Origin of the sequence: Nocardia sp. NPDC051052 (assembly GCF_044456045.1) — a bacterium.
In the GTDB taxonomy this organism is placed as follows: Bacteria; Actinomycetota; Actinomycetes; order Mycobacteriales; family Mycobacteriaceae; genus Nocardia.
Genome location: NZ_JBITFL010000001.1, coordinates 100616 through 123151, shown reverse-complemented (window position 1 = coordinate 123151; position 22536 = coordinate 100616). Strand labels below are relative to the sequence as shown.

Annotated in this window: 22 protein-coding genes; 11 read left to right on the top strand and 11 right to left on the bottom strand. The window is 66.2% G+C overall.

The window, feature by feature from the left end; translation table 11 throughout:
• Nucleotides 1-222: 222 nt before the first annotated feature.
• Nucleotides 223-816, bottom strand: a complete 594-nt coding sequence (locus tag ACIBCN_RS00575) for a hypothetical protein (RefSeq protein ID WP_396989327.1) — start codon at nucleotides 814-816, stop codon at nucleotides 223-225.
• Nucleotides 817-1087: 271 nt separating this feature from the next.
• Nucleotides 1088-2254 (bottom strand): DUF3558 family protein, encoded by a 1167-nt coding sequence (locus ACIBCN_RS00570; RefSeq protein ID WP_396989326.1) that lies wholly within the window; start codon nucleotides 2252-2254, stop codon nucleotides 1088-1090.
• Between the two features lie 631 nt (nucleotides 2255-2885).
• On the opposite strand from ACIBCN_RS00570, the gene ACIBCN_RS00565 reads away from it, so the two are divergent.
• Complete coding sequence (locus ACIBCN_RS00565; RefSeq protein WP_396989325.1) at nucleotides 2886-3821, top strand: helix-turn-helix domain-containing protein; 936 nt, start codon at nucleotides 2886-2888, stop codon at nucleotides 3819-3821.
• 120 nt (nucleotides 3822-3941) lie between these two features.
• On the opposite strand, the gene ACIBCN_RS00560 is transcribed toward ACIBCN_RS00565, so the two are convergent.
• Complete coding sequence (locus tag ACIBCN_RS00560) at nucleotides 3942-4787, bottom strand: hypothetical protein (protein WP_396989324.1); 846 nt, start codon at nucleotides 4785-4787, stop codon at nucleotides 3942-3944.
• A gap of 469 nt (nucleotides 4788-5256) precedes the next feature.
• Nucleotides 5257-5550, bottom strand: coding sequence for a hypothetical protein (locus tag ACIBCN_RS00555; protein ID WP_396989323.1), 294 nt, complete (start codon nucleotides 5548-5550; stop codon nucleotides 5257-5259).
• Between the two features lie 599 nt (nucleotides 5551-6149).
• Between ACIBCN_RS00555 and ACIBCN_RS00550 the strand changes: the two genes are divergently transcribed.
• Nucleotides 6150-7427 carry a helix-turn-helix domain-containing protein gene (locus ACIBCN_RS00550; RefSeq protein ID WP_396989322.1) on the top strand — a complete coding sequence of 426 codons (1278 nt, stop codon included), beginning with the start codon at nucleotides 6150-6152 and terminating at the stop codon, nucleotides 7425-7427.
• 26 nt (nucleotides 7428-7453) lie between these two features.
• Here the strand turns inward: ACIBCN_RS00550 and ACIBCN_RS00545 are convergent, their stop codons facing one another.
• From ACIBCN_RS00545 to hemW, 4 genes are all read right to left on the bottom strand, one after another.
• The gene (locus tag ACIBCN_RS00545) at nucleotides 7454-8143 is read right to left on the bottom strand and encodes a histidine phosphatase family protein (protein WP_396989321.1); all 690 of its coding nucleotides are present in this window, start codon (nucleotides 8141-8143) and stop codon (nucleotides 7454-7456) included.
• Between the two features lie 18 nt (nucleotides 8144-8161).
• Nucleotides 8162-8932 (bottom strand): alpha/beta hydrolase, encoded by a 771-nt coding sequence (locus ACIBCN_RS00540; RefSeq protein WP_396989319.1) that lies wholly within the window; start codon nucleotides 8930-8932, stop codon nucleotides 8162-8164.
• A 285-nt stretch (nucleotides 8933-9217) separates the two neighbouring features.
• Nucleotides 9218-9427: a hypothetical protein gene (locus ACIBCN_RS00535; protein ID WP_107654883.1), complete on the bottom strand. Its 210-nt coding sequence runs from the start codon at nucleotides 9425-9427 to the stop codon at nucleotides 9218-9220.
• A 339-nt stretch (nucleotides 9428-9766) separates the two neighbouring features.
• Entirely contained in the window at nucleotides 9767-10942 is a 1176-nt protein-coding gene (gene hemW, locus ACIBCN_RS00530) for a radical SAM family heme chaperone HemW (RefSeq protein ID WP_396990147.1), read from the bottom strand.
• A 302-nt stretch (nucleotides 10943-11244) separates the two neighbouring features.
• On the opposite strand from hemW, the gene ACIBCN_RS00525 reads away from it, so the two are divergent.
• From ACIBCN_RS00525 to ACIBCN_RS00500, 6 genes are all read left to right on the top strand, one after another.
• Nucleotides 11245-11337 carry an Ms4527A family Cys-rich leader peptide gene (locus ACIBCN_RS00525; RefSeq protein ID WP_357382870.1) on the top strand — a complete coding sequence of 31 codons (93 nt, stop codon included), beginning with the start codon at nucleotides 11245-11247 and terminating at the stop codon, nucleotides 11335-11337.
• 132 nt (nucleotides 11338-11469) lie between these two features.
• Complete coding sequence (locus tag ACIBCN_RS00520) at nucleotides 11470-13287, top strand: nitrite/sulfite reductase (protein WP_396989318.1); 1818 nt, start codon at nucleotides 11470-11472, stop codon at nucleotides 13285-13287.
• Between the two features lie 37 nt (nucleotides 13288-13324).
• The gene (locus ACIBCN_RS00515; protein WP_396989317.1) at nucleotides 13325-14080 is read left to right on the top strand and encodes a phosphoadenylyl-sulfate reductase; all 756 of its coding nucleotides are present in this window, start codon (nucleotides 13325-13327) and stop codon (nucleotides 14078-14080) included.
• A gap of 144 nt (nucleotides 14081-14224) precedes the next feature.
• Nucleotides 14225-15187, top strand: a complete 963-nt coding sequence (gene cysD / locus ACIBCN_RS00510) for a sulfate adenylyltransferase subunit CysD (protein WP_396989316.1) — start codon at nucleotides 14225-14227, stop codon at nucleotides 15185-15187.
• A 1-nt stretch (nucleotide 15188) separates the two neighbouring features.
• Complete coding sequence (locus tag ACIBCN_RS00505; RefSeq protein ID WP_396989315.1) at nucleotides 15189-16517, top strand: sulfate adenylyltransferase subunit 1; 1329 nt, start codon at nucleotides 15189-15191, stop codon at nucleotides 16515-16517.
• A gap of 1 nt (nucleotide 16518) precedes the next feature.
• On the top strand, nucleotides 16519-17337 hold the full coding sequence (locus tag ACIBCN_RS00500; protein WP_396989314.1) for a sirohydrochlorin chelatase: 819 nt from the start codon (nucleotides 16519-16521) through the stop codon (nucleotides 17335-17337).
• 111 nt (nucleotides 17338-17448) lie between these two features.
• Here ACIBCN_RS00500 and ACIBCN_RS00495 read toward each other — a convergent pair whose 3' ends face one another.
• Genes ACIBCN_RS00495 through ACIBCN_RS00485 form a run of 3 tightly spaced genes read right to left on the bottom strand, consistent with a single transcriptional unit; the run spans nucleotide 17449 to nucleotide 20352 of the window.
• A complete protein-coding gene (locus tag ACIBCN_RS00495) occupies nucleotides 17449-18072 on the bottom strand; it encodes a TetR/AcrR family transcriptional regulator (protein ID WP_396989313.1) in 624 nt (207 codons plus the stop codon).
• A gap of 55 nt (nucleotides 18073-18127) precedes the next feature.
• Nucleotides 18128-19372, bottom strand: a complete 1245-nt coding sequence (locus tag ACIBCN_RS00490) for a cytochrome P450 (RefSeq protein WP_396989312.1) — start codon at nucleotides 19370-19372, stop codon at nucleotides 18128-18130.
• A 35-nt stretch (nucleotides 19373-19407) separates the two neighbouring features.
• Nucleotides 19408-20352 carry a helix-turn-helix transcriptional regulator gene (locus ACIBCN_RS00485; RefSeq protein WP_396989311.1) on the bottom strand — a complete coding sequence of 315 codons (945 nt, stop codon included), beginning with the start codon at nucleotides 20350-20352 and terminating at the stop codon, nucleotides 19408-19410.
• A 95-nt stretch (nucleotides 20353-20447) separates the two neighbouring features.
• Here ACIBCN_RS00485 and ACIBCN_RS00480 point away from each other — a divergent pair, with 95 nt between their 5' ends.
• From ACIBCN_RS00480 to ACIBCN_RS00470, 3 genes are all read left to right on the top strand, one after another.
• The gene (locus ACIBCN_RS00480; RefSeq protein WP_396989310.1) at nucleotides 20448-20858 is read left to right on the top strand and encodes a VOC family protein; all 411 of its coding nucleotides are present in this window, start codon (nucleotides 20448-20450) and stop codon (nucleotides 20856-20858) included.
• Nucleotides 20859-21139: 281 nt separating this feature from the next.
• Nucleotides 21140-21745, top strand: coding sequence for an ECF RNA polymerase sigma factor SigK (sigK, locus tag ACIBCN_RS00475; protein WP_396989309.1), 606 nt, complete (start codon nucleotides 21140-21142; stop codon nucleotides 21743-21745).
• Nucleotides 21742-22536, top strand: coding sequence for an anti-sigma factor domain-containing protein (locus tag ACIBCN_RS00470; RefSeq protein WP_396989308.1), 795 nt, complete (start codon nucleotides 21742-21744; stop codon nucleotides 22534-22536). The genes sigK and ACIBCN_RS00470 overlap by 4 nt, the downstream gene beginning before the upstream one ends.

Here is a 22536-nt window from a genome sequence, read left to right as displayed (position 1 = left end):
GTCTCGCCCACGCTTTCCTCCCCCACCGCGTAGGTGGGGCCCGGGCCCGCCGCCGGGTGGGTGGGGTGGTGCCGCGCGGGGGGGGGCGTTTTCTTGCGCGGGCCACCCACGGCGCAGGTGTGGCCGCAGAACGGCGTGATCGCGTCGTAGTTCGTGGCTGAGCAGGTTCCGCCGGTCCGCGGTCCGTTGACCGACGACCCACCGCCTCGACCGGAAAGCTAGCTACAAATCGTCTTTGTCACCCGATTCACCCCATATCTCCGCCCATTCCTCGTCTTTTATGCCACGGCGCTGCTGCTCGCCCTGCAATATTTCGCGCATTTGCTTCATCTTCTCGGCATACAACTCATTGATTTTGGCATCGTTTTCGTAACCCGGCTTCAACTTCCTGCCAAATTTCTCGTCGAGCGTCTTCTTCACATTGCGCCATTCGGCCTTGAACTCCTCGCTGTTACAGTTCAAGTCACGCCAGTGCAGCAATACATCCCAATCACTGGAGCCGGGCGGTGGCGCAAACTTGCTGTCCGGACCGAACACAATAGAACGGCCATATGCTACCGGGTCTTCGTCGAGCTCCAGCGGAGTCAACGCGTACGCCCTGTCCCAGGCACGAAGCCCTTTGAAGCTGAACTGCTCGTGCGCCGCTTTGACGTTGGTTCGCGGGCCTATCGCGTCCTCCCCGCTTTTTACATGGCAATAAGTCTCGAAGATTTTTGCCCACTTTTCATTGTCATCACCCGCGTAGGCCGGTGCTGGAATGTTCACGAACAGCACCGCGAAACCCATCACGAGCAGCGCGGCTAAGCGTTTGACCATGATTCCTCCTCCTAGAATGCGCCATATATGGACCCTGACCGCCAGTTGCACGACACAACGGCACAACGGCACAGGGGTGTGCTTCATCAGATTTCGGAGCCGAGCTTCGCTAGATAATCGCAGCCGGGAACGAAGCCGAGTCCGCCTCAGTTAGTTCGGTGCGGAAGTGTCGTTGGATGTGTCCGACATTTGCCGCCGCATCAGGGCGAGGCGTGGCTGCCGCGACGCGACGACGAGGCACGCGATGGTGGCAGAACGCGAGCACCCGGACTCAGGGGATCGCGTGCAGAACCGTCGGGGCGATCTGGGCCGCTTGGGTGCAGGCGTCGAAAGGGAACGGCGGGCTGGCGGGGGCGAGGTTCACCGAAACCGTCAGCAGGTGGGCGTTGCTGGCCGTGGGTGGGTCGGCCCGGCGGTAGTTCAAGGTGATTGCGCAGCTGGAGTTTTGGCGAGTCGGGTCGGTGGACTGGACCGTGCGCAGCTCTATGCCGGTGAACCCTTCCACGTTCGTGTGCCGCGCGTATTGGATGGACTGGCCGCCGTCGAGGCCGGACGGTAGGCGCAGGACCTCGCCCGTCTTGACCATCTGCTCGCTGGTTTGGTCGAAGGAGACCTCGACGGTGGCGCGGTTCGCCCCGCCGGGCTGGACGAGCGTGATCGCGCACTTGTAGGCCTTGGACCAGCCGACCGATGTCATCTGCCAGCCGGAGAACTGTGCGGCGACCTGGACAGTGGCCGCACAGGGGTTGCGCTGCAGCAGCGACCGGCCGCCCTGATCATCGATGACGCGCGGCGGCAATGCTGAGAGACCGTCGATGATGGTGGCCAGGTATTCCCTGGTGAAGCTGCAGGGCTGCGACCAGGTGACGGGCGTCTTCGCCGAGCCCGCCAACTTGGCGACGCTGAGGAAGTGCGCGAATCCGGTGTCTCCGGCCGGGATTCGGTACTCGCAGCTGTAGGCGTCAGGTCGGTCGTCGCTGCTCGCGCTGCGATACACGGGGTGACCGTCGATCTGTTCGGGTTTGTCCGCCGCGCGTTTATCCGCCGTATAAAGCTTGTCGAGCTCCAGATTGAACGAGTAGTAAGCGTCATCAGGGGCACTGAGTACCAATCCGCAGCCGGTCCAGCCGCTGCCGCGATCCACGCCGGGGCTGCGGTCGAAGCGCTGGAAAACACCGAGTCGCTCGGCGAATTCGCGGTTCAGCAACGCGCACGGATCGGTGGCGCGGATCCGTGCCATCAGGTCGGCAGTGCCGGGCGCGATGGCGGCCAGTTCCGCCGAGCCGGGGGCTCCTACCTGCGCTTTCACCGAGCGCGGTGCGGTGGACTCGGCGCTGGACCGCACGGTCGATTCCTTGGAGATGGTGCCGCATCCGCCCAGCGCGACAGCGACCGTGGCTATCGCTACCACGGCCGCCCAACGCCGACTGCCGCCCACTATCAACGGCAACTCCCTCGGCTTATCGAACGATCCACGGCAGGTTAACCCAATAATGGGCGTTCTCTTGTTAATTCTCGAATACCCAGCGAATCGTGACCGAATCAATGCCGGAACCCGTGCCGCCGGAACAAAACTCATGATCAGGAGGCGGTGCTGGGTAGGCCACGCAGCAACGAGCGGTCGGCGCTGCTCGCGCGACAGGCTTGCCGCACTTGGCTTCTCGTTGGCAACAGGCCACACAGGGCGCTCGGTCGTGCATCCGGGCGCTTCCGCCGACATGTAGTGGTGACACGGCGTACCAGGTAGTCGTGGCACAGAATTACTGGCCGATTGCCGCGCGGTCCGCGCGACTGTCCGCGCGGCACTGATGGGGCTGCGGCAGTTGGCTTCTCGACGACCGGGCGTGCTCGTCGAGTGGGCCTCGTTCATGTCGGACCGCCACTCCCTCCGATCGGTCGCTTGGTACATACGATTCGAGTGGACCTGAACCCGCTCTCGCAGATAGGGTTTCAGTACTTCGACGACACGGACCGGGGCACGCCTTCAGTAGCGCACCGGAAATTATCGGCGGGAACGATTCCCAGTGGTGGAACCACGGAAAATTCGCAAGGTTCCAAGGACTCCCGTCATGCGGTTCCAGTTGCATACCTGGCCAATACTGAGGCTACGAAAGGGAATTGCCGTGACCCCCACCGGATCGACCCTCCCGCGACGCATGCTGGCACGTCAGCTTCGCGAGCTCCGAGAGAATTCAGGCGTCAGCGCGGAATTCGCCCGCCAGGCGATAGGCGTTGGCAAGCAAACACTCTGGCGGATGGAAACCGGGCAACCCGTCCGGTTGAATCCGCTGTTCATCGAGCGGCTGTGCGCGGTATACGACGCGCGCGAAGACGTGACGCGCACGCTGCTCGGACTGGCGGAAGAGTCGCATCGCACCGGCTGGTGGCGTGCGTACGGGAATGCCATTCCGAAGCATTTCGATGTGTTTGTCGGTCTGGCGGAAGCGGCACGGCGGATTATTTCGTACCAGACGGTACTGTTGCCCGGGTTGCTGCAGACCGATGCCTATCGGCGCGCGATGACCAGGGTGGAATCACCCGCAATGACCACCCCCGAAGTGGAACTGCGCGTCGAACTGTTCAATCGGCGAAAGGCCCGGCTGACAGATGCCGACAACCCCTTGACCGTCGAGGCCATCATGGACGAATGCGTCCTCCGTCGAGCAATCGGCGGCCCGGCGGTGATGGCGGATCAGCTCGCTCACCTTGCCCGAATCGGTGAGCTGCCGAACGTCTCGGTGCGGGTGATCCCACTCGCCGCAGCGGCCTACGCCGGACTCGCCGTAGGACCGTTCGTCCTGCTCGAATTCCCCCCGCACCCCACGGCGCACCTCACCGAACCGCCGATCGTCTACCTGCAAAACCACACCAGCGCCCGGTACCTCGACAAAACCGAAGAGGTCCAGCAATACCAGCAGACCCACGCCGACCTACAGCGCTCCGCATTGGATGAACCCCATACCCGCACACTCATCCGCAAGCTCGCGAAAGACTACGCCCACTAAACACCGACCCCCACCATCCCAGCTCCGGCTGGTGCCAACGACTTGACGTACGAAACGCGCTCCTGCCGCAGGTTGCAGCATGCGTCAGGAGCATGCAACGTACGTCAAGTCGACTTGGGGTCAGCTGGCTTGGCTGTGGGGGGTTCGGTTGTTCGATGGGTCGTTTACCCAGGCGCCGATCCAGGAATGGCTTGCTGCTAGTTCTTCTTCGGGTTGGGGGTGTTGGTCGTTTGTGTTGTCTGGTAGGTACATTCGGAGGACGGGGGCTGTTTGGTCGGCGGCGGTGGCCAGGGCGAAATCGGGGTGGGGTGTGGGGATTGGGGTTGGTGTTGGTTCGGTGGCTTCGGGCTCGGCTTCGGCGGGGGCGGCGCGGCCGTCCAGTAGGTTGAGGGCTAGGGCGCACAGCACAATGACTGTGCCGCCTAGGATTCCGCTCCAGGTGGGTACCTGGCCGAAGAAGAACAATCCGAACAGCAGGCCCCACACGCATTCGACGGTGAGCATGTTGCCGCTGAGCACCGGGTCCAGGCGGTCGAACGAATAATTGATGAGAAAGACATTCAGCACACTCAGCACACCGGCGAGACCGACTGCGGCCCACAGCATTACCGCTGATGTGTGCGATGGAATATCCGGGAGACTGTCTCCTTGCACAACGGAAGTCAGCACAACGCCGACGGCGCCGACGCCGAGGGTCAACGCGGTGAGCTCGTGATTGTTCAAAGTGCCGTCGTGCCAACCCCGTCCGAGATAACCCAACGACATTGCCACCATGGCGACCAGCGCGATCAGGTTGCCGTAGTTGAGCGAGCTCGCGGCATTTCCGCCGAATCCCGACAGGATCGCGACACCAACGGCGGAGCCGCCGACGAACACCACCCGGACGGCGGAGACGCGCACGCTACGCAACAGCATCCCGAGCGCGGAGACCAGCGGGAGGGCGGCGATGAACGAAATGTCGCTCACCGCCGTCATTCCCGCGGCTTTGGAAAATAATGTGGTCCCTACTACGTACAGTAGGACAGTGCGTCCGATGATCACGCACCATTCCCGCATGCGGGTCCGAAGGATGATGCGCCAGCGGATCCACCGACTGAATACGACTATCGCGATGAAGAACGCCAGGCCCGTGCGAAGATAGACCTGCTGGGCGGGAGTGAAACCGTTACCGAGATAGCGTGACAGCACCGTGAGCATGGCGAAAGACGCGGTTAACAGGACCAGCGCTCCGATACCGCGCAGGTCAGTTGACTGTCTGCTTTGTACGATCGCGGACCCGTTGATGTCGCTCACATTACCGATATGACCGACACCCGGAACCGTACTCCCGGGTATTTTTTACGTGATTCGCCGCAGCTACAACGGCATGGGGCTAAACAAGTCCCGCTGCGGCGTCACGTACCCGTGCGTGCCTCAGTTACATGTGGCATTTCGACTAGGCGGAACCCCCTGCGGCATGGTGTAACCGGACATGCGGCCGGTCTGTCCGGCACTGGCAGCGCCGCCCGCGGGCCAGCCAACCGGCTAGCACCCACGCGGCGGCCAAAACCGTCACTGCCATGGTGTTCATTGCCGAGGCGCAGGTCACGAAGGTGGCCAGGGCGGTCACCGCAGTCGCGATAGGCGTCATTACGTGCACCAACTTGTGGGCGAATGACACGGGGTCATCCTCGTCGGCGGTGCATTCCGGGTTCGCCAGGACCCTACCGACGATGACGATTCTTCTCATGCCCCTAGGGTGCCGCCGATCGCCACGACCGGCCAGAGATTGCCCGGCCCTTGCGCGCCAGGCGTGCAGAACGCGATGTTTATGGACGAAGGACCAGGACGCGGATACCGTCGTAAGCACGGACAACGCAGATCCTCAGGCGTGTCCGGGTAGTGGAACAGCAGTGATCTGGAGATGTTGTGAGCGAGCGCGAGCTAGCGATTAGACAACACGATGCGCTCTCGCGCGTGACAGAACTCGGGCTAGCAGGGTGGGCCATGAGTACGCGTGAGCGAGCAAACCGACAACAACACAGTGCACCTTCGCGCACGAGGGAGCTCAGGGCTAGCAGGGTGAGCCGTGAGCGAGCGAATCGAGAACATAGTGCGCCCTCGCGCAGGACCGAGCTCAGGGCTAGCAGGGTGAGCCATGGGTGAGCATGTGCGAGCGAACCAACACGATGCGCCTTCGCGCACGACCGGACTCAGGGCTAGCAGGGTGAGCATGAGTCAGCGTGAGCGAGCGAAACCGCAGTACAGCGCGCCTTGGCGCGGCGCACCGACCGACAACACAGCGTGCGTTCGCGTATTGCTGAGGTGAGGGCAGCAAGGGGGAATTGAATGAACGGGCCGCACAGCATCGCGTGCGGAAGAAAGGTGGTCCGCGAGTACGAGGCCGCCGGTGGATCGACATGGGACCAGGTACACGCGGTCCGGTCGCATTGCGGCGTCTCGTTGCTGCGCGCCCATCGCATCGCGTACGGGTTCACTCTCGTCGATGTCGCGCACCGATTGCAGGAAATCGTCACAGCCGACGGCTCGTCGTGCCGCGGGCTGTCGCATCAGAGCGTGTCGCGCTGGGAAACCGGCTTGGACATGCCGTCGTATCAGTTCCTCGACGCCTTGTGTCAGTTGTACCGCACCCGGCCGGACCGGCTCGGCTTCGGACATGACTACACCGACGACGATCCCGCGCCGGCACCACTGCCGAGCCGCCTGATCGTCACTCCCGCTTCCCAAGTCGGCTCCACCGCGCGAGATACCGTGCGCGCGTTGGAAGAAGGCCTCGAACTAAGCGGCTATCTCGTATATGTCCAGCCCCCTTCGGAATACATTCCGGCGCGGATGCGCGATCTGGCCCAGGTCCAGCAGGTGAAGCTGACCGACCAGTCCGCGGATCTGCGCAGGCGGCTGCATCGCATCGAGGCAATTATCGCGGGGCTCATCGCTTTTCGGCTCAACGATGTCGCCGATCTGCACGACACCTTCATGTGGTTCGCCAAGGCGCGCCGCGCCGCCAGGCAGGCCGGCGACCCGACGCTCGAGGCCTGGCTGGCCGGACACATGGCGCACACCCACGAGTGCTATCGGCATGCCCTCGATCAGGGTTTGGCCGCGGCCCGTTCGGCGCAGGCGGCCAGCGGCCGGGGTCCGACGGCGGCCGGCGTGTTCGGGCTACTGGCCGAGGCGGGCATTCAGGCCAGAATCGGCCGGCGCCGGGACGCGCTGGAGGCGGTCAACGCGGCGGACCGGATGTTCACCGCACTGCCCGACACGGCGACGACCGACGACAATCTCGGCACCTCCGAATACATTCTGCGCTGGCATCAATCGCATGCGCTGAGTTCGATCGGCGACTGGCGGGCGGCCGAGTCGATCCGTGATCGCATGCTCGAATTGCCGATGGCAGAGAAGGATCAGGTCGGCCGTGCGCTGCTCGATCTCGACATGGCCACGTTGTGGACCCGGCAGGGCGAGCTGGACCATGCGCGCGAACAGATTCGGCAGGTCTGGCAGTCGCTGCCGCCGGAACTGCGGGTGGGTCAGGTTCGCCGAAATGTATCGCAACTCGTGGTTGGACTGCCACAAGGTATGCGGGACAACATCATCGAGCGGTGACCTTGGTCAGGGGCCGACTCGATGCTTCAGGGGTATGGCAAATGGGAGCGCTGATCGTAGGCCAGGAGGCGGTAGCCATCAGCGGTGCGTTGCCAGCTGGTGATCGAGCCATTGCCCGCGAGACCAGCATCGGCGAGAGCGAGAACCGCTGTGTCGGTGAGGTTTTCGAGAAGTTGGCGCAGGAACAGGACGATCGCGTCGTGCGCCACGATCAGTACTCGGCGGTGTCGATGGTCGGCTGCCAGGTCCGCGACAACGGCGCGCAGGCGGTCGGCGACGTCTCTGAACGATTCGCCACCGGGTGGCCGATAGCCGAGCGGGTCACGGGCTTCCTTCGCGGCTTCCTCGGGGAAGCTCTTCCGCACAGCGGCGGGCGATAGGCGTTCGTGTTCGCCGCGATGCCGGTCGTAGATGCGCTGATCGATGCGGTGGCCTGGCAGATCACGGTTGGCCGCCCACAATTGCCGCTCGATGAGCTGCCAGGTCTGCACGGCTCGCAGGTACGGCGAGCACAACACCAGGTCAGGCAACATTTCCGCGTCGAGGGCGGCGAACCACCGGCCGACAGCGGTCGCCTGCCGCTTGCCGAGATCGGTCAAGGCCACAGTCATGTCGTCGGCCCACTCCATGGGTGCGTTCGCGGCGACGGCCGCGTTCGCGGTGCTCTGGCCGTGCCGCACCGCATACAGCAGGTCGACGGTTCCGGTACGACACAACTCGGAGGCGTCGACGGATCAGTCCTCGAGGTGGGCGGGGAGGTGCTGATTTGCCAGGAAATCCAGTGCGGCGTCGGCGATTTCGCGCCAGCCGCGGTCGACGGGCATGGAGTGGCCACGATCGGGGAAGACGACGAGTTCGGTGATGCCTGGGTTTTTCCGCTGGATCTTGTACTCGGCGCGGACTGTCGCTTCCGGGACGAGGCGGTCGCGGTCACCCGCCAGCATCAGCAGGGGGCCGCGGGCACGCTTGGTGTCGACGCCGGCTTCGCTGTTCGGCGCGAAATTGGCGAGGCCCGCCTGGAACAGCGGGCGGGCGGGAGCGGGGATGCCGTGGGTGGCGAACAGTTTGTCCGATTCTTCGCGGGGGATCGCGTTGGCGAAGGCGCGGTGGTAGCTCTCCGGAGTATGCGACCACGTTTTGCCGCGCAGCCAAGGCTTGCTCAGCACCGGGAGCACGCTCGTGACCTGGACCAACGGCAAGGTCAGCACGCCGCGGAACTGGGCGGGATTGATCGCGACGCATCCGCTGGCCGACCCCGACCCGAGCAGCTTCTGGGCGATCAGGCCGCCGAAGGAATGTCCGATGACCACGGGCGGCATCGGCAGGTCGGCGATGAACTTCGCGTAATGCTCGGTGACCTCGCCGATGCCGCGATTGTTCAGTGCGTCGGGGTTCTTACGGGTGGCATCGGCGGTTCCGGCGTCGCCCGGCCAGCCGGGTGCGAACGTCTGATAGCCCGCGCGGTCGAACGTGTCGAGCCATGCGCCCCAACTGCTGCTGTGCATCCATAGACCGTGGATGAACACAACCGGACGACGTGCGGTGGGATTCGACACGAAAACCTCCTAGGACGGCGCTGTACAGAATCTGCGCGACGCGGCGGGCAGTGAATTCGTCAGTCAGCGGCTTGGAGCGGTCCGGATCAGCTGGCGCGTCCGGACAGCAGACACCGCACGACCTCAATGATCGCGCGGCGCTGGGGTTTTCGTGACCCGTTCGGCCCGGCGCTCGCGCACCGCGTACGGGCGGTCTCCCCGCGAATGGCATCGGCCGGCGGGAAGGGTTTTCAACTAGTCGCAGACCCTGGCTTGCTTGCCGGCGAGTGCGTCCAAGCCGAGCATCGCCAATAGGGACTGGCAATCGTCGGCATTTTGTGAATAGCTGGCAACGGTGCGTGCGGCCACCGCGCTCTGTCGCGCAGTTTCGGCCTTTTCATTTGCCCGCGCCTCGGCGAATTCGCCCGGTTCGTGGATGAGGGTGATGTGTCGTGCCGGGGACATGAATCTCCTTGGGGGTTGATCGAAGCCTACAAGGCGGGCTCGCTCCGCGACAGCCGAACCGACCCAGCAGTTCGCTGAACAGGCTCGGTCGGGCGGCGCAGGGCTGGCAACCGAGTCGCCGGTGGGGCGCGTCGACCGGGGGCCAGCGGTCGCACTCGCCCCGGTGGTGAGGCGGTTATGGAGACGGCGAGCCCGCTTGACGCCCGCGGCGATCGGCGACGGGTCCGGCGGCCACAAACCGGAGACCAAGGTGGTGCGTGATGAGTGTTGCGTCACATACCCACGCCAAATAATCGCGCGACACTCCCCGCGCCTGACCGAGCGCGAAGGACCTACGGGTCACGGGACGAGGAGCTGACGGACTACGCCGTCGGCCAGGAGCCGGCCTCGGTCGGTGAGGATGAGGCGGTCCGCCGCGCGGGTGGCCAGGCCGTCGGCGATGACTCGGTCGGCGGCGGCAAGCCCGACGGGATCGAGGTCGGTGAGGGGCAGGCCGGTGCGGAGGCGGACGGCGAGCATGACGCGTTCGGTGTAGCGCTCGTCGGCGGTGAGGGTTTCCCACCCGGCCGCAGGGAGACCACCGAGCGTGACGCGGTCGGCGTAGCGGGCGGGGTGTTTGATGTTCCACCAGCGGACGCCGCCGACGTGACTGTGCGCGCCGGGGCCCGCGCCGAGCCAGTCACCGCCGTCCCAGTAACCGAGGTTGTGCTGACAGGCCGCGGCTTCGCTTGCGGCCCAATTGGATACCTCGTACCAGGTCAGGCCCGCGGCGGCGAGGCGGCCGTCGATGCGTTCGTAGCGGGCGGCGAGCACGTCGTCGTCAGGGGCGGGGAGTTCGCCCCGGCGGACGCGGCGGGCCAGCGCGGTGCCGTCTTCGACGATCAGTGAGTAGGCGGACACGTGGTCGACGCCCGCAGCGAGCACGGCGTCGAGGCTGGCGTCGAGGTCGCTGTCCCGTTCGCCGGGGGTGCCGTAGATGAGGTCGAGGTTCACGTGGTCGAACCCGGCGGCGCGGGCTTCCTTCGCGGCGGCGACGGCACGGCCGGGGGTGTGCGTGCGGTCGAGCACCTTCAGCACGTGGGCAGCGGCGGATTGCATGCCCAGCGAGATCCGGGTGAACCCGGCCGCGCGGAGGCGCTCGAAGAATTCGGGTGCGGTCGATTCCGGGTTGGACTCGGTGGTCACCTCGGCGTCGGCGGCCAGGGTGAAGTTCGCGCGCACGGCGTCGAGCACCGCGGCCAGCCCGTCACCGCCGAGCAGCGAGGGGGTGCCGCCGCCGACGAATATCGTCGCCACCTCGGGCGTCGCGGTCGGCAGTGCCGCGAACCGCTCTGCCGCCGTTGCCAACTCGCCCCGCAGCGCTTCGAGCCAGGACTGCGGCGACGCGGAGGTCCCCAGTTCACCCGCCGTGTAGGTGTTGAAATCGCAATATCCGCACCGTGCCGCACAGAACGGCACGTGCACGTAGATCCCGAACGGACCACCCCCGAAGTCACCGAGCACCGGTCCCGACATCTCGGTGCCGACAGGGATAGCCGCAGGTGAACTCACCCCTCTAGTGTGCAGGTCCGCCGCCACCGACCCACACCCGATCCCGCTCTGGACAAACGATCACCGGGAACTCCGCTGCCTGCCTTGTTCGCCGAACGTGGCGCGGTTCACTTCGACAGGGTCGGCTGCATCGACCGCCGCCCGCACGGGATGATCTATGACTGGCGTCACATATCAGGTCAACGGTCCAGGGGATTTCCCGCAAAACTGCGGAAAATACGGACACCCAGTCGGAAGGCTGCCGCTGACGTGGCACAATAGGCTGCATGCGCGCATCGGGAGTACGACTTGTGGCACGTCGCCACGTCGACTACAAGCGCGTTTGTAGCGCCTGCTGTCTGACCGAATCCCCTCGGTAGCTCAGCGACGCCCATCCCCGGGTCCTTTCGATCCGGCGAATTTTCGACTTCATCGGTCCGCTGACACCGCAGGTGCGAGTCAGCCCCTCGCGCCTCCAGCACGGATTCCCATACCCCCGCAGGAGCGACCCCATGACGTCGAGTACCGACGCCGGTCCTACCGACCAGTCCGGCCCCGAATCCCGGCCAGGCCACCACACGCGGCCCGACCGGCCCGTTTCAGAGCGCCGCGTCCGTCCCGACCGCCCGCGCGCCGAAGCGGCCACCGCGACAGCGCCGCGCGCCCGCAGCACCAAGCCGGTGCGCCGCAAGGCGGAGGGCCAGTGGGCACTCGGCTATCGCGAACCGCTGAACCCGAACGAGCAGTCCAAGAAGGACGACAACCCGCTCAACGTCCGCGCCCGGATCGAGAACATCTACTCGAAGCAGGGCTTCGACAGCATCGACAAGGGCGATCTGCGCGGCCGGTTCCGCTGGTGGGGTCTCTACACCCAGCGCGAGCAGGGCTACGACGGTAGCTGGACCGGCGACGAGAACCTCGACCTGCTCGAGGCCAAGTACTTCATGATGCGCATCCGCTGCGACGCGGGCGCGCTGAGCGTCGAGCAACTGCGCACCCTCGGCCAGATCTCCACCGAGTTCGGCCGCGACACCGCGGACCTGTCCGACCGGGAAAACGTGCAGTACCACTGGATCGAGGTGGAGAACGTCCCCGAGATCTGGAAGCGGATCGAGGCGGTGGGGCTCAAGACCACCGAGGCGTGCGGCGACTGCCCGCGCGTGGTGCTCGGTTCGCCGCTGGCCGGTGAGTCGCTGACCGAGGTCATCGATCCGACGTCCGCGATCGACGAGATCGTGCGCCGCTACATCGGCAAGCCGGAGTACTCCAACCTGCCGCGCAAGTTCAAGACCGCGATCTCGGGCCAGCAGGACGTGGTGCACGAGATCAACGACGTCGCGTTCGTCGGCGTGAACCACCCCGAGCACGGACCCGGCCTAGACCTGTGGGTCGGCGGCGGCCTGTCCACGAATCCGATGCTGGCGCAACGGGTTGGCGCGTGGGTGCCGCTGGACGAGGTGCCGGACGTGTGGGAGGCCGTGGTGTCGCTGTACCGCGACTACGGCTACCGCCGCCTGCGCACCAAGGCGCGGCTGAAGTTCCTGGTCAAGGACTGGGGCATCGAGAAGTTCCGCGAGGTGCTCGAGGAGAAGTACCTGAAGCGCAAGCTGATCGACGGCCCCGCGCCGGAGCAGGCGACCAAGCCGATCGACCACGTCGGCGTGCAGAAGCTGAAGAACGGGCTCAACGCGGTCGGCTTCTCCCCCATCGCGGGCCGGGTCTCGGGCACCATCCTGACCAAGGTCGCCGACGCGGTGGCGCGGATCGGGTCGGACCGGATCCGGTTCACGCCGTATCAGAAGCTGATCGTGCTCGACGTGGCCGACGACAAGGTCGACGCGCTGATCGACGAGCTGGCACCCCTTGGGCTGCAAGCCCGTCCGTCGCTATGGCGGCGAAACCTGATGGCCTGCTCCGGAATCGAGTTCTGCAAGCTGTCCTTCGCCGAGACGCGCAAGCGGTCGCAGGTGCTGGTTCCCGAACTCGAGGAGCGGCTCGCGGATCTCAATGCGCAGCTGGACGTTCCGGTCACCATCAACATCAACGGCTGCCCGAACTCGTGCGCCCGGTCGCAGGTGGCCGACATCGGGTTCAAGGGCCAGCTGGTCGACGACGGCAGCGGGAATCATGTGGAGGGCTTCCAGGTTCACCTGGGCGGCAGCCTCGGTTTCGACAGCGCCTTCGGGCGCAAGCTGCGTCAGCACAAGGTGACCAGCGACGAGCTCGGTGACTACATCGAGCGGGTGGTGCGCAACTTCATCAAGCACCGCGAGGACGGCGAACGGTTCGCCCAGTGGGCCGTTCGTGCCGACGAGGCCGATCTGAAATGAGCCTCGCTTGCGACGGGCATCTGATGGGAGATCAACTGTGACAACCGAACTGGTCACGAAGCTGGGCGAGGACGAGCTCCGGGCCCTCGCCGAACAGGGCGCCGCCGACCTCGGGACGGACGCGTCCGCGCTCGATCTGCTCCGGTGGACCGAGGACAATTTCGGCCGTGCCGTTTCGACCGACCCGCAAGCAGTCGCCAGCGGTGGCTACATCGTCGCCTCGAACATGCAGGACGGCGTGCTGGTGCATCTGGCCGCGCAGGTCCATGCGGGCGTGGACGTGCTGTTCCTGGACACCGGCTACCACTTCGCCGAGACCATGGGCACCCGAGACGCCGTCGAGGCGGTGTACGGGGTGAATGTGATCGACGTCCGGCCGGAACACAGTGTCGCCGAACAGGATCAGCTGCTCGGCAAGGACCTGTTCGGGCGCGATCCGGGTGAGTGCTGCAGGTTGCGCAAGGTGGTTCCGCTGCAGCGGTCGCTGGCCGGGTACAACGCGTGGGTCACCGGCATCCGCCGGGTCGAGTCGCCGACCAGGGCCAACGCGCCGCTCATCTCCTTCGACGAGGGATTCGGGCTGGTGAAGATCAATCCGATCGCCGCCTGGTCCGACGACGAGATGCAGGACTACATCGAACGGCACGGCATTCTCGTCAATCCCCTTGTCGAGGAGGGGTATCCGTCGATCGGCTGCGCGCCGTGCACGCGGAAGCCGGAGCCGGGAGCCGATCCGCGCAGCGGGCGTTGGGCCGGCCTCGCCAAGACCGAATGCGGGTTGCATACCGCATGACCGAGTCAGGCCCGGAGGAGGCAGCGTGCGTAACCACGTAGGGCCCTCGGGCAGGCAGATTGGACACCGCCTGACCGAGTCAGGCCCGAAGGAGGCAGCGTGCGTAACCACGTAGGGCCCTCGGACAGGCAGATTGGACACAGCATGACGGAGACCATCGTGAGTGAACTGCTAGACGAGTCCTCGAATACCACCGAACGTGCTTTCGGCATTACCGATTTCGACACTCTTGCCGCGCTGGAGTCGGAGTCGATCCACATCTTCCGCGAGGTGGCTGGGGAATTCGAGCGGCCGGTGATTCTGTTCTCCGGCGGCAAGGATTCCACCGTGCTGCTGCACCTGGCACTCAAGGCCTTCTGGCCCGCGCCGCTGCCGTTCTCGCTGCTGCACGTCGATACCGGGCACAATCTGCCCGAGGTGCTGGAGTTCCGGGACAAGATCGTCGAGCGGTACGGGCTGCGGCTGCATGTCGCCAAGGTGGAGGATTACCTCGCCGACGGCAGGCTCACCGAGCGGCCGGACGGCATCCGCAACCCACTGCAGACCGTTCCGCTGCTGGACGCGATCAGCGAGCATCGCTTCGACGCGGTGTTCGGCGGCGGCCGTCGCGACGAGGAGCGGTCCCGCGCGAAGGAGCGAATCTTCTCGCTGCGCAACGCCTTCGGGCAGTGGGACCCGAAGCGGCAGCGGCCCGAGCTGTGGAACCTGTACAACGGGCGGCACGCGCCGGGCGAGCATGTGCGGGTGTTCCCGTTGAGCAACTGGACCGAGCTGGACATCTGGCGCTACATCGCCCGTGAGGACATCGATCTGGCGCGCATCTACTACGCGCACCAGCGTCCGGTGTATCAGCGGGACGGAATGTGGATGACGCCCGGCGTATGGGGCGGGCCGAGGGAAGACGAAGCACTGGAAACGCTTTCGGTGCGGTACCGCACCGTCGGCGACGGATCGTCCACCGGTGCCGTGCTTTCCGACGCGGCCGACAACGCGGCGATTCTCGCCGAGGTGGCCGCGTCCCGACTGACCGAACGTGGTGCTACCCGCGGTGACGACCGGGTGTCGGAAGCCGCGATGGAAGACCGTAAGCGAGAGGGTTATTTCTGATATGTCTGCCGAGTGGAGCTTGCCTAGCGAGCCATCAGCACAGCTATTGAGGCTGGCTACCGCCGGTTCTGTCGACGACGGTAAGTCCACTCTGGTCGGGCGTCTGCTGTACGACACGAAATCCGTGCTGGCCGACCAGATCGACGCCGTTACCCGCGCTTCGGTGGACAAAGGGCTTGCCACGCCGGATCTTTCGTTGCTGGTGGACGGGCTGCGCGCGGAGCGGGAGCAGGGCATCACCATCGATGTCGCCTACCGTTATTTCGCTACGCCGCAGCGGTCTTTCGTGCTCGCGGATACCCCGGGGCACGTGCAGTACACGCGGAACACGGTGTCGGGTGCGTCGACCGCGCAGCTGGTGATTCTGCTCGTCGACGCGCGCAAGGGCGTTATCGAGCAGACCCGCAGGCACGCGGCGGTGCTCGCGCTGCTCGGGGTGCCGAAGCTGGTGCTCGCCGTGAACAAGATCGACCTGGTCGACGACGCGGCGTCCGTGTTCGCGGAGATCTCGGCCGAATTCAACGGGCTCACCAGGACACTCGGCTGGTCCGACGACGACGTGCTGGAGATTCCGGTCTCCGCGCTGCACGGCGACAACATCGCCACCCGCTCGGACAGCACCCCGTACTACAGCGGCCCCTCGCTGATCGAGCACCTCGAATCGGTGCCGGTCGACGCCGACAGCACCGGCAATCACACACTGGGACTTCGTTTTCCGGTGCAGTACGTGATTCGGCCGCGCACCGCCGACTACCCCGACTACCGCGGCTATGCCGGCCAGATCGCGGCCGGTGCGGTGGCGCCGGGCGACGAAGTGGTGGTGCTGCCCTCCGGGATTCGCACCACCGTCGAACGGATCGACACTCCCGACGGTGAGCTCGCGGTGGCCCAGACCGGGCGCAGCGTCACGCTGATCCTGGCCGACGACGTCGACATCTCCCGCGGCGACATCATCACCTCGGTCGCCGACGCCCCCGAGCCCCTCGACACCTTCGATGCCACCGTCTGCTGGCTCGGCGACAAGCCACTGCACCCCGGCGCCCGCCTGCTGCTCAAGCACGGCACCCGCACCACCCAGGCCATCGTCGGCAGCTTGCTCGAGCGCTTCGACGAACAGCGCCTGATCGCCGCCCCCAACCCGGAATCCCTGGCCCTCAACGACATCGGCCGCATCTCCCTGCGCGTCGCCGAGCCCCTCGCGGTCGACGACTACCGAGTAAACCGGCACACCGGCAGCTTCCTGCTCATCGACCCCGCAGGCGGCAACACCCTCGCCGCCGGCCTCGTCGGTGACGTGCTGTCGGCCGTCGAGGTCGGCACCGGAGTCTGACATGACGGACCAGTTCAGCACCGCGACGCGGCCCGTCGCCGCAGCCGCGGTGCTGAACATCGTGGGCGCGCCGAGCGCGGTTGCGCCGGTGCGCAACCGGCCCGCGCTGATCGCGGTGGCGCATGGGAGCCGGGATCCGCGGTCGGCGGCGACCGTGGCGGCGGTGGTGGCCGAGTTGGTGGCGGCGCGGCCGGGATTCGATGTGCGGTTGGCGTTTCTCGATCTCAATGCGCCGTCGGTCGAGCAAGTGGTGGATGCTGTTGCGGCGCAGGGGCATACCCACGCCGTGGTGGCGCCGCTGTTGCTTGGCAACGCCTTCCATGCTCGGGTGGATCTGCCTGGGCTGCTGGCCGCGGCGCACGCCCGGCATCCGCAGTTGCGGTTGACCCAGGCCGATGTGCTCGGGCCTGATGCGCGGTTGGTTGCCGCTCTGCGAGATCGGGTGTCGGAAGCGTCGACCCCAGTGAGCCGCTTAGGTATCGCCGTCGCCGCAGTGGGCTCCTCCTCCCCTGCCGCCAACGCGCGCACCGCCGAGGTGGCCCGCCGCCTCGCCGCACTCACCGGTCATCTCACCGAGATCTGCTTCGCCACCACCGAACCATCACTGCCCCAAGCGATTTCCCGCCTGCGCAGCCGCGGCGCGGAATCCATCCTTGTCGCCCCCTGGTTCCTGGCACCGGGCCTACTCACCGATCGCCTCGTCGCGGCGGCCCCTGAGGTGATCCACGCCGACGTGATCGGCGCGCACGCGGCCCTCACCGCTATCGTCTGGAACCGCTACGACGCGGCGATCACCCACGCTCTCACGATGTCGGCTTAACCGCGGGCACGGAATTCGCGCCGTGAGAAGCCGTCCTGCGCGGACACTTTCGAGCCCAAACCGGCAAGAACAAGGCACAGCGCGCACAAAGTGCCCGCAGCGGCCGGCGTCTCAGCTCAGCAGGTTGTCGACGATGGCCCGGGCCGTCGCCACGCCCCACTCGTCACCCATCTGGTGCGCGGTGTGGGCAGCACCGATCACCGCGGACAGTTCGAAGGCGATCACGTCGGCATTACGTTCGCCGAGGTGACCCTGCTCCTGAGCACGACGGATTTCGTTGGCCAGGAAGGTCAGGAAGTCGCGGTTGTCCGCCGAAATGGCGTCGCGAATCGGGCCGGGACGGCTGTCGAACTCGGCGATGGTGGCCACTCGGAAGCAGCCGCCGGGAAAGGCGGGCTCGACGACCTGGCTGAACCACCGGTCCACGAGCACACGCAGGCGAGGCATGCCACCGTCCTCGTCCAGGCTCGGCGTGATGACCTGGTCCAGAAACACGTCACGCGCCGCCTTGACCGCGGCCAACTGCAGACTCTCCTTGCTGCCGAACAAGGTCGCGATGCCACTCTTGCTGAGCCCGAGATCGGCGGCGAGCCTGCCGATACTCACCCCGGTCAGCCCCTCGACGGACGCCACATCGGCGGCATGCCGGGCGATCGACGCCCGGGATCGCGCGCCCTTGGCCAAACGCTGATCGGTGCCTTGCTGCCGACTGGCGGCGGTAGTGGACTCGGACATGGTGCCATTCTTCCACGAAATCCCGCGAATACGAACGTACGGTCGTACTTCAATGTCAGGGGCGCAAGCGCACCGGTAAGGCGGTCAAGCCCCGGATGGCGAAGCTCGTCCGCCACTCGGTTTCGGAACCTGGCGAAAGTTCCAGATCGGGGTAGCGCTCGAGCAGTCGCGCCAGCCCGATGCGCCCCTCCATGCGGGCCAGGGGCGCGCCGACGCAGTAGTGGATTCCGTGGCCGAAGGCGAGGTGACCGTTGTCGGGCCGGTCGATGTCGATGACTTCTGGATCGGCGAATCGACGAGGGTCACGACCGGTCGCCGCGACGGACAAGACGATCAGCTCGCCGGCGGCAATGGCGATGCCGCCCACCGTGATCGGGGTCGTCGTGTAGCGGAAGGTCGTTTCGCTCGTCGGTGACCGATGCCTGAGCACCTCCTCGATGAATGCCGGAATGTGCGCGGGGTCGTCGCGCAACCGCCGACGAGAGTCGTTGTCGGCCAACAGCGTCACCACCGCGTTGCCGATGAGGTTCGCGGCCGTCTCGAAACCGGCGACCAGCAGGACGAGCACCATACTGCGCAGTTCGCGGGACGTGAGCCGATCCCCGTCCGCCTCCGCGACGATGAGCTCGGAGAGCAGGTCAGCGCCCGGTTCGGTGGTCCGATCGTGGATGAGGTGATCGATGTAGGCGACGAACTCGGTGGCGGCCGTCATCCGCTCGCGCGGAGCATGCTCGCCGGACACGATGACCGTCGACCAATGCTGAAATTTCGCACGGTCCCGATCGGGCACTCCGAGCAGTTCGCAGATCACCGACATCGACAGCGGCACCGCATACCGGTCCAACAGGTCCACGACATCATCTGCTGCCGTGGCCATTTCGGTCAGCAGCGCGTCGGCGAGTTCGGCGACGCGCGGAGCCAGCCCGCGCACCGCTCGGGTGCCGAACGCTCCGCTGAGCAAGGTCCGCAGCCGGGTGTGCTCGGGTGGGTCGTAGAAGACCAACATGCTGGCGAACGGCCCACTTTGGACCTGGTGGCCGGCATTGCTGGCCGCGAGGGCCGATCGTGCGCCGTCGGAGCCGAGGCGCTTGCTGATGCCTGGATGCGTGAACGCCTCTTTCGCCTCGGCGTAGCCGGTGATCAGCCATCCATTGCTGCCGTCAGGGAACACCACCCGATTCACCGGCCCGCGGTCACGCAGCGCGCGGTAGGCGCCGTGTGGGTCGCGGTAGAAGTCGGGCGTCAATACGAATGGCTCGTCCGCCAATCCGTCGGCGGCAGAGGCGGTTTCGATCTCCATCTAGTGAAGCTATCAGCGTGGCGATTTTCCAGGCGTCAATGCTGGTAGCGGTCGACGAGTTCGGTGCCGATGCGGGCGAGTTCGGCCTGGACTTCGGGCGGGTCGAGGACTTCGAGGGAGGCGCCCCAGCCCGCCAATTGCTGGGCGAGCATCCAGGCGGTGGGGGCAGTGACCTGGACGCGGATGCGGCCGTCGACGATAGGGCCGTCGACGACGCAATGCCTGCCCTGCTGGTTGCGCAGTATCGGCAGCAGGCGGTCGGCGATGAGGACGGTCGCCGACGTGGCGGCCCGGCGTTGCTCCAGCTCGTCGACTACTTCGTTCCAGGTTGCGGAGAGATCGAAATCGGCTGGCCGGTGGGCGGTTTCGTCGGTGAGCACGGCTTCGGTGATGCGGTCGATGCGAAACGTGCGTTGGCCGTGCTCGGTTCCGGCGATGAGATACCAGATGGCGTCCTTGTCGATCAGGCCCCACGGGTCGACAAGGCGCTCGGTGCGTTCACCCTTCTTGCTTGCGTACCGCAGGCGAACCTTGTTGCGCTGCACCACCGCTCGCTGCAGCAGCGCAACCACCGGTGGCAGTTCCCGGTCTGCCTGGCCCCATCGGGCCGGGTCGATCACCACGGCGTCGGCGGCCGCGGCGGCGTCGGTGCGGAAAGGCTGGGGCAGCGCGCGAACCAGTTTGCGCAGCGCCGATTTCACCTCCGGCACCGCGTTGGCCGACGGACCAGCCAGCAGGAACAACGCGCGCGCCTCCCCCGCGGTCAAACCGGTGAGATCGGTACGCGCGCCACCGACCAGCGACCATCCGCCGCCGCGACCTGGCTGCGGATACACCGGCACACCCGCCGTCGACAACGCCTCGAGATCACGGCGGGCGGTGGCAACCGACGTCTCCAGTTCCGCGGCGACTTCGGCGGCGGTCACCCGTCCGCGCGTCTGCATCATCAGCAGGATCGCCACCAATCTGTCCGCTCGCATGCGCACAATTCTGCCCGAGAAAGTGCTCATTCGGTGAGCACTTTGGGGCGGAGGATGGTTTTACAAGCAAGGCACGAACCGATGAAGGAGCGAAAATGCTGCGAGGAATGGCGACGAGCACGTTCTACGCCGACGACCTGGAGGCCGCGAAGAACTGGTACAGCGAGTTCCTCGGTATCGAGCCGTACTTCGCCGTCCCCGGCGGCTACTACGAGTTCCGGATCGGTGACTACCTGGCCGAATTCGGCATCGTCAACCGGGCCTACGCACCGGCGGGCGCCCGCAACGCACCCGGCGGCGCCATCGTCAACTGGCACGTCGACGACCTCCAGACCACCTTCGACCGGCTGCTCGAACTCGGCGCCGAGCAGTACGACCCGATCACCGAACGCGGCGAAGGCACCGGCTTCGTGACCGCCTCCGTCATCGACCCCTTCGGCAACATCCTCGGTCTCATGTCGAACCCGCATTACCTCGACGTGCTCGCCAAAACCGGCCCGGCATAACCTCGCAACGGTGACATGGTGCCGGACGGGACTCGTTCGCCCGGCACCATGTCCCGCCGCGTGGCCCGGCCGGTCGCCTCGGCCGGGACACCGCGCGAGCCGCCGCTGGCAGGCAGGCTCTGCCTAGAAGTCGAAGCCGGACGGCGCGCGGATTGGTCCGGATTTCCGCGGCGCGCGGGGTAGCGCGGGCGTTGCGGCGATCGGGTCGTCATATGATCTGGCCCACATCCGCCGTTGCCCCGCGCACGGCTTCCGGCTTGGTCAGGCTTGGAAGGACACCTATGGTCAGCCGCGCCCGAGCACTACCCGGCGCCCGCACCCCCGACGACGTGACCGATCCAGCGAACACTCCGGAACTATTGCTGCGCCGCGTCGCCCGCGGCGATGAGCAGGCCTTCGCCGCGCTCTACGACATCGTGGCGGGCCCGGTGCTCGGCATCGTCACCGGTGTGCTGCGCGACCACGCCCAATCCGAGGAGGTCGCGCAGGAGGCGCTGCTGGAGATCTGGCTCGAGGCAGCACAATTCGACGAACACTGTCGCAGCGCCTTGGCCTGGGTGCTGACCATCGCGCACCGGCGCGCCGTCGACCGGGTGCGCTACCAGCACGCCACCATCGAACGGGAAAACCGGGCAGGGCAATTGCAGCCGTGCCGCGGCTTCGACGAGGTGGTGGAGGCGACGCTGGACAAGATGGAGCACGAGGCGGTCCGGTTGGCGCTGGATGATCTCACCGATCTGCAACGCCGATCGATCGTCCTCGCCTACTACGGCGGCCGCACCTACCGCGAGGTCTCCGAGGCACTCGACAAGCCGGTCGGCACGATCAAGACCCGGATGCGCGACGGCCTGATCCGTCTGCGGGAAAGTTTGGGAGACCGCTCGTGACACCCGACCTGCACAACCTCACCGGCGCTTACGTTTTGGATGCGTTGTCCACCGCGGAGCGCGTTGCCTTCGAGCAGCACCTGACCGACTGCGCGGCCTGCCGCGGCGAGGTCGACGAGCTGAGCGAAGTCGCCGCCCAGCTGGCCATCGCCGTGCCACCACTGCCCGCGGCGGGCATGAAGGATCGGGTACTGGCCGATATTCGGGCGCGTCCACAGCGCCGCCTCGATGACGCGCTCGGGCAGACACAGTTGTTGCCCGCGCTGGACGCGCTCGGTCGCACCGATATCATGCCCGCCCTGAATGGTCTGTCGGACAACCACTTCCCTCCGACGCGCCGGGGTTGGATCATCCGGGCGTCGGTCGGCGTCGCGGCCGCCGTCGCGGTGGTGGCCGTGCTGATCACCGGACTCACGCTTGTCGGCGGTGCGCACAGCGGCACCGTGGTCGCCGCGGATCAGGTGCGTGACGCGCGCGACGCTGTCACCAGGAACGGCGTATTGACCGTGGCGGATGGTGCTGCGACGGCGGTGTTTTCGGCGAGCGTCGGCAAGGTGATCGTCACCGTCACCGGGCTGCCCGCGCCGGACAATGATCACGGCTACCAGCTGTGGACCATCCCGGCCGACGGCACGCCGCGTTCGGCCGGGATGATGCACATCTCCGGTGGTCGCACCGAGCTGACCGCGGACCTGACCCGAGACACCGCGCTGCTCGCGATCACGGCCGAACCGAGCAATGGGTCGGTTCAGCCGACGACACCGATCGTGGCGCGAATTCCGTTGAACTGA

What these genes read in the sequence shown, in the direction of transcription:
- ACIBCN_RS00575 (WP_396989327.1), bottom strand. Translation starts at nt 816, where the DNA reads ATGGTCAAACGCTTAGCCGCGCTGCTCGTGATGGGTTTCGCGGTGCTG.
- ACIBCN_RS00565 (WP_396989325.1), top strand. Translation starts at nt 2,886, where the DNA reads ATGCGGTTCCAGTTGCATACCTGGCCAATACTGAGGCTACGAAAGGGA.
- ACIBCN_RS00555 (WP_396989323.1), bottom strand. Translation starts at nt 5,550, where the DNA reads ATGAGAAGAATCGTCATCGTCGGTAGGGTCCTGGCGAACCCGGAATGC.
- ACIBCN_RS00550 (WP_396989322.1), top strand. Translation starts at nt 6,150, where the DNA reads ATGAACGGGCCGCACAGCATCGCGTGCGGAAGAAAGGTGGTCCGCGAG.
- ACIBCN_RS00540 (WP_396989319.1), bottom strand. Translation starts at nt 8,932, where the DNA reads ATGCACAGCAGCAGTTGGGGCGCATGGCTCGACACGTTCGACCGCGCG.
- ACIBCN_RS00535 (WP_107654883.1), bottom strand. Translation starts at nt 9,427, where the DNA reads ATGTCCCCGGCACGACACATCACCCTCATCCACGAACCGGGCGAATTC.
- hemW (WP_396990147.1), bottom strand. Translation starts at nt 10,942, where the DNA reads ATGTCGGGACCGGTGCTCGGTGACTTCGGGGGTGGTCCGTTCGGGATC.
- ACIBCN_RS00525 (WP_357382870.1), top strand. Translation starts at nt 11,245, where the DNA reads ATGCGCGCATCGGGAGTACGACTTGTGGCACGTCGCCACGTCGACTAC.
- ACIBCN_RS00520 (WP_396989318.1), top strand. Translation starts at nt 11,470, where the DNA reads ATGACGTCGAGTACCGACGCCGGTCCTACCGACCAGTCCGGCCCCGAA.
- cysD (WP_396989316.1), top strand. Translation starts at nt 14,225, where the DNA reads ATGACGGAGACCATCGTGAGTGAACTGCTAGACGAGTCCTCGAATACC.
- ACIBCN_RS00505 (WP_396989315.1), top strand. Translation starts at nt 15,189, where the DNA reads ATGTCTGCCGAGTGGAGCTTGCCTAGCGAGCCATCAGCACAGCTATTG.
- ACIBCN_RS00500 (WP_396989314.1), top strand. Translation starts at nt 16,519, where the DNA reads ATGACGGACCAGTTCAGCACCGCGACGCGGCCCGTCGCCGCAGCCGCG.
- ACIBCN_RS00495 (WP_396989313.1), bottom strand. Translation starts at nt 18,072, where the DNA reads ATGTCCGAGTCCACTACCGCCGCCAGTCGGCAGCAAGGCACCGATCAG.
- ACIBCN_RS00490 (WP_396989312.1), bottom strand. Translation starts at nt 19,372, where the DNA reads ATGGAGATCGAAACCGCCTCTGCCGCCGACGGATTGGCGGACGAGCCA.
- ACIBCN_RS00485 (WP_396989311.1), bottom strand. Translation starts at nt 20,352, where the DNA reads ATGCGAGCGGACAGATTGGTGGCGATCCTGCTGATGATGCAGACGCGC.
- ACIBCN_RS00480 (WP_396989310.1), top strand. Translation starts at nt 20,448, where the DNA reads ATGCTGCGAGGAATGGCGACGAGCACGTTCTACGCCGACGACCTGGAG.
- sigK (WP_396989309.1), top strand. Translation starts at nt 21,140, where the DNA reads ATGGTCAGCCGCGCCCGAGCACTACCCGGCGCCCGCACCCCCGACGAC.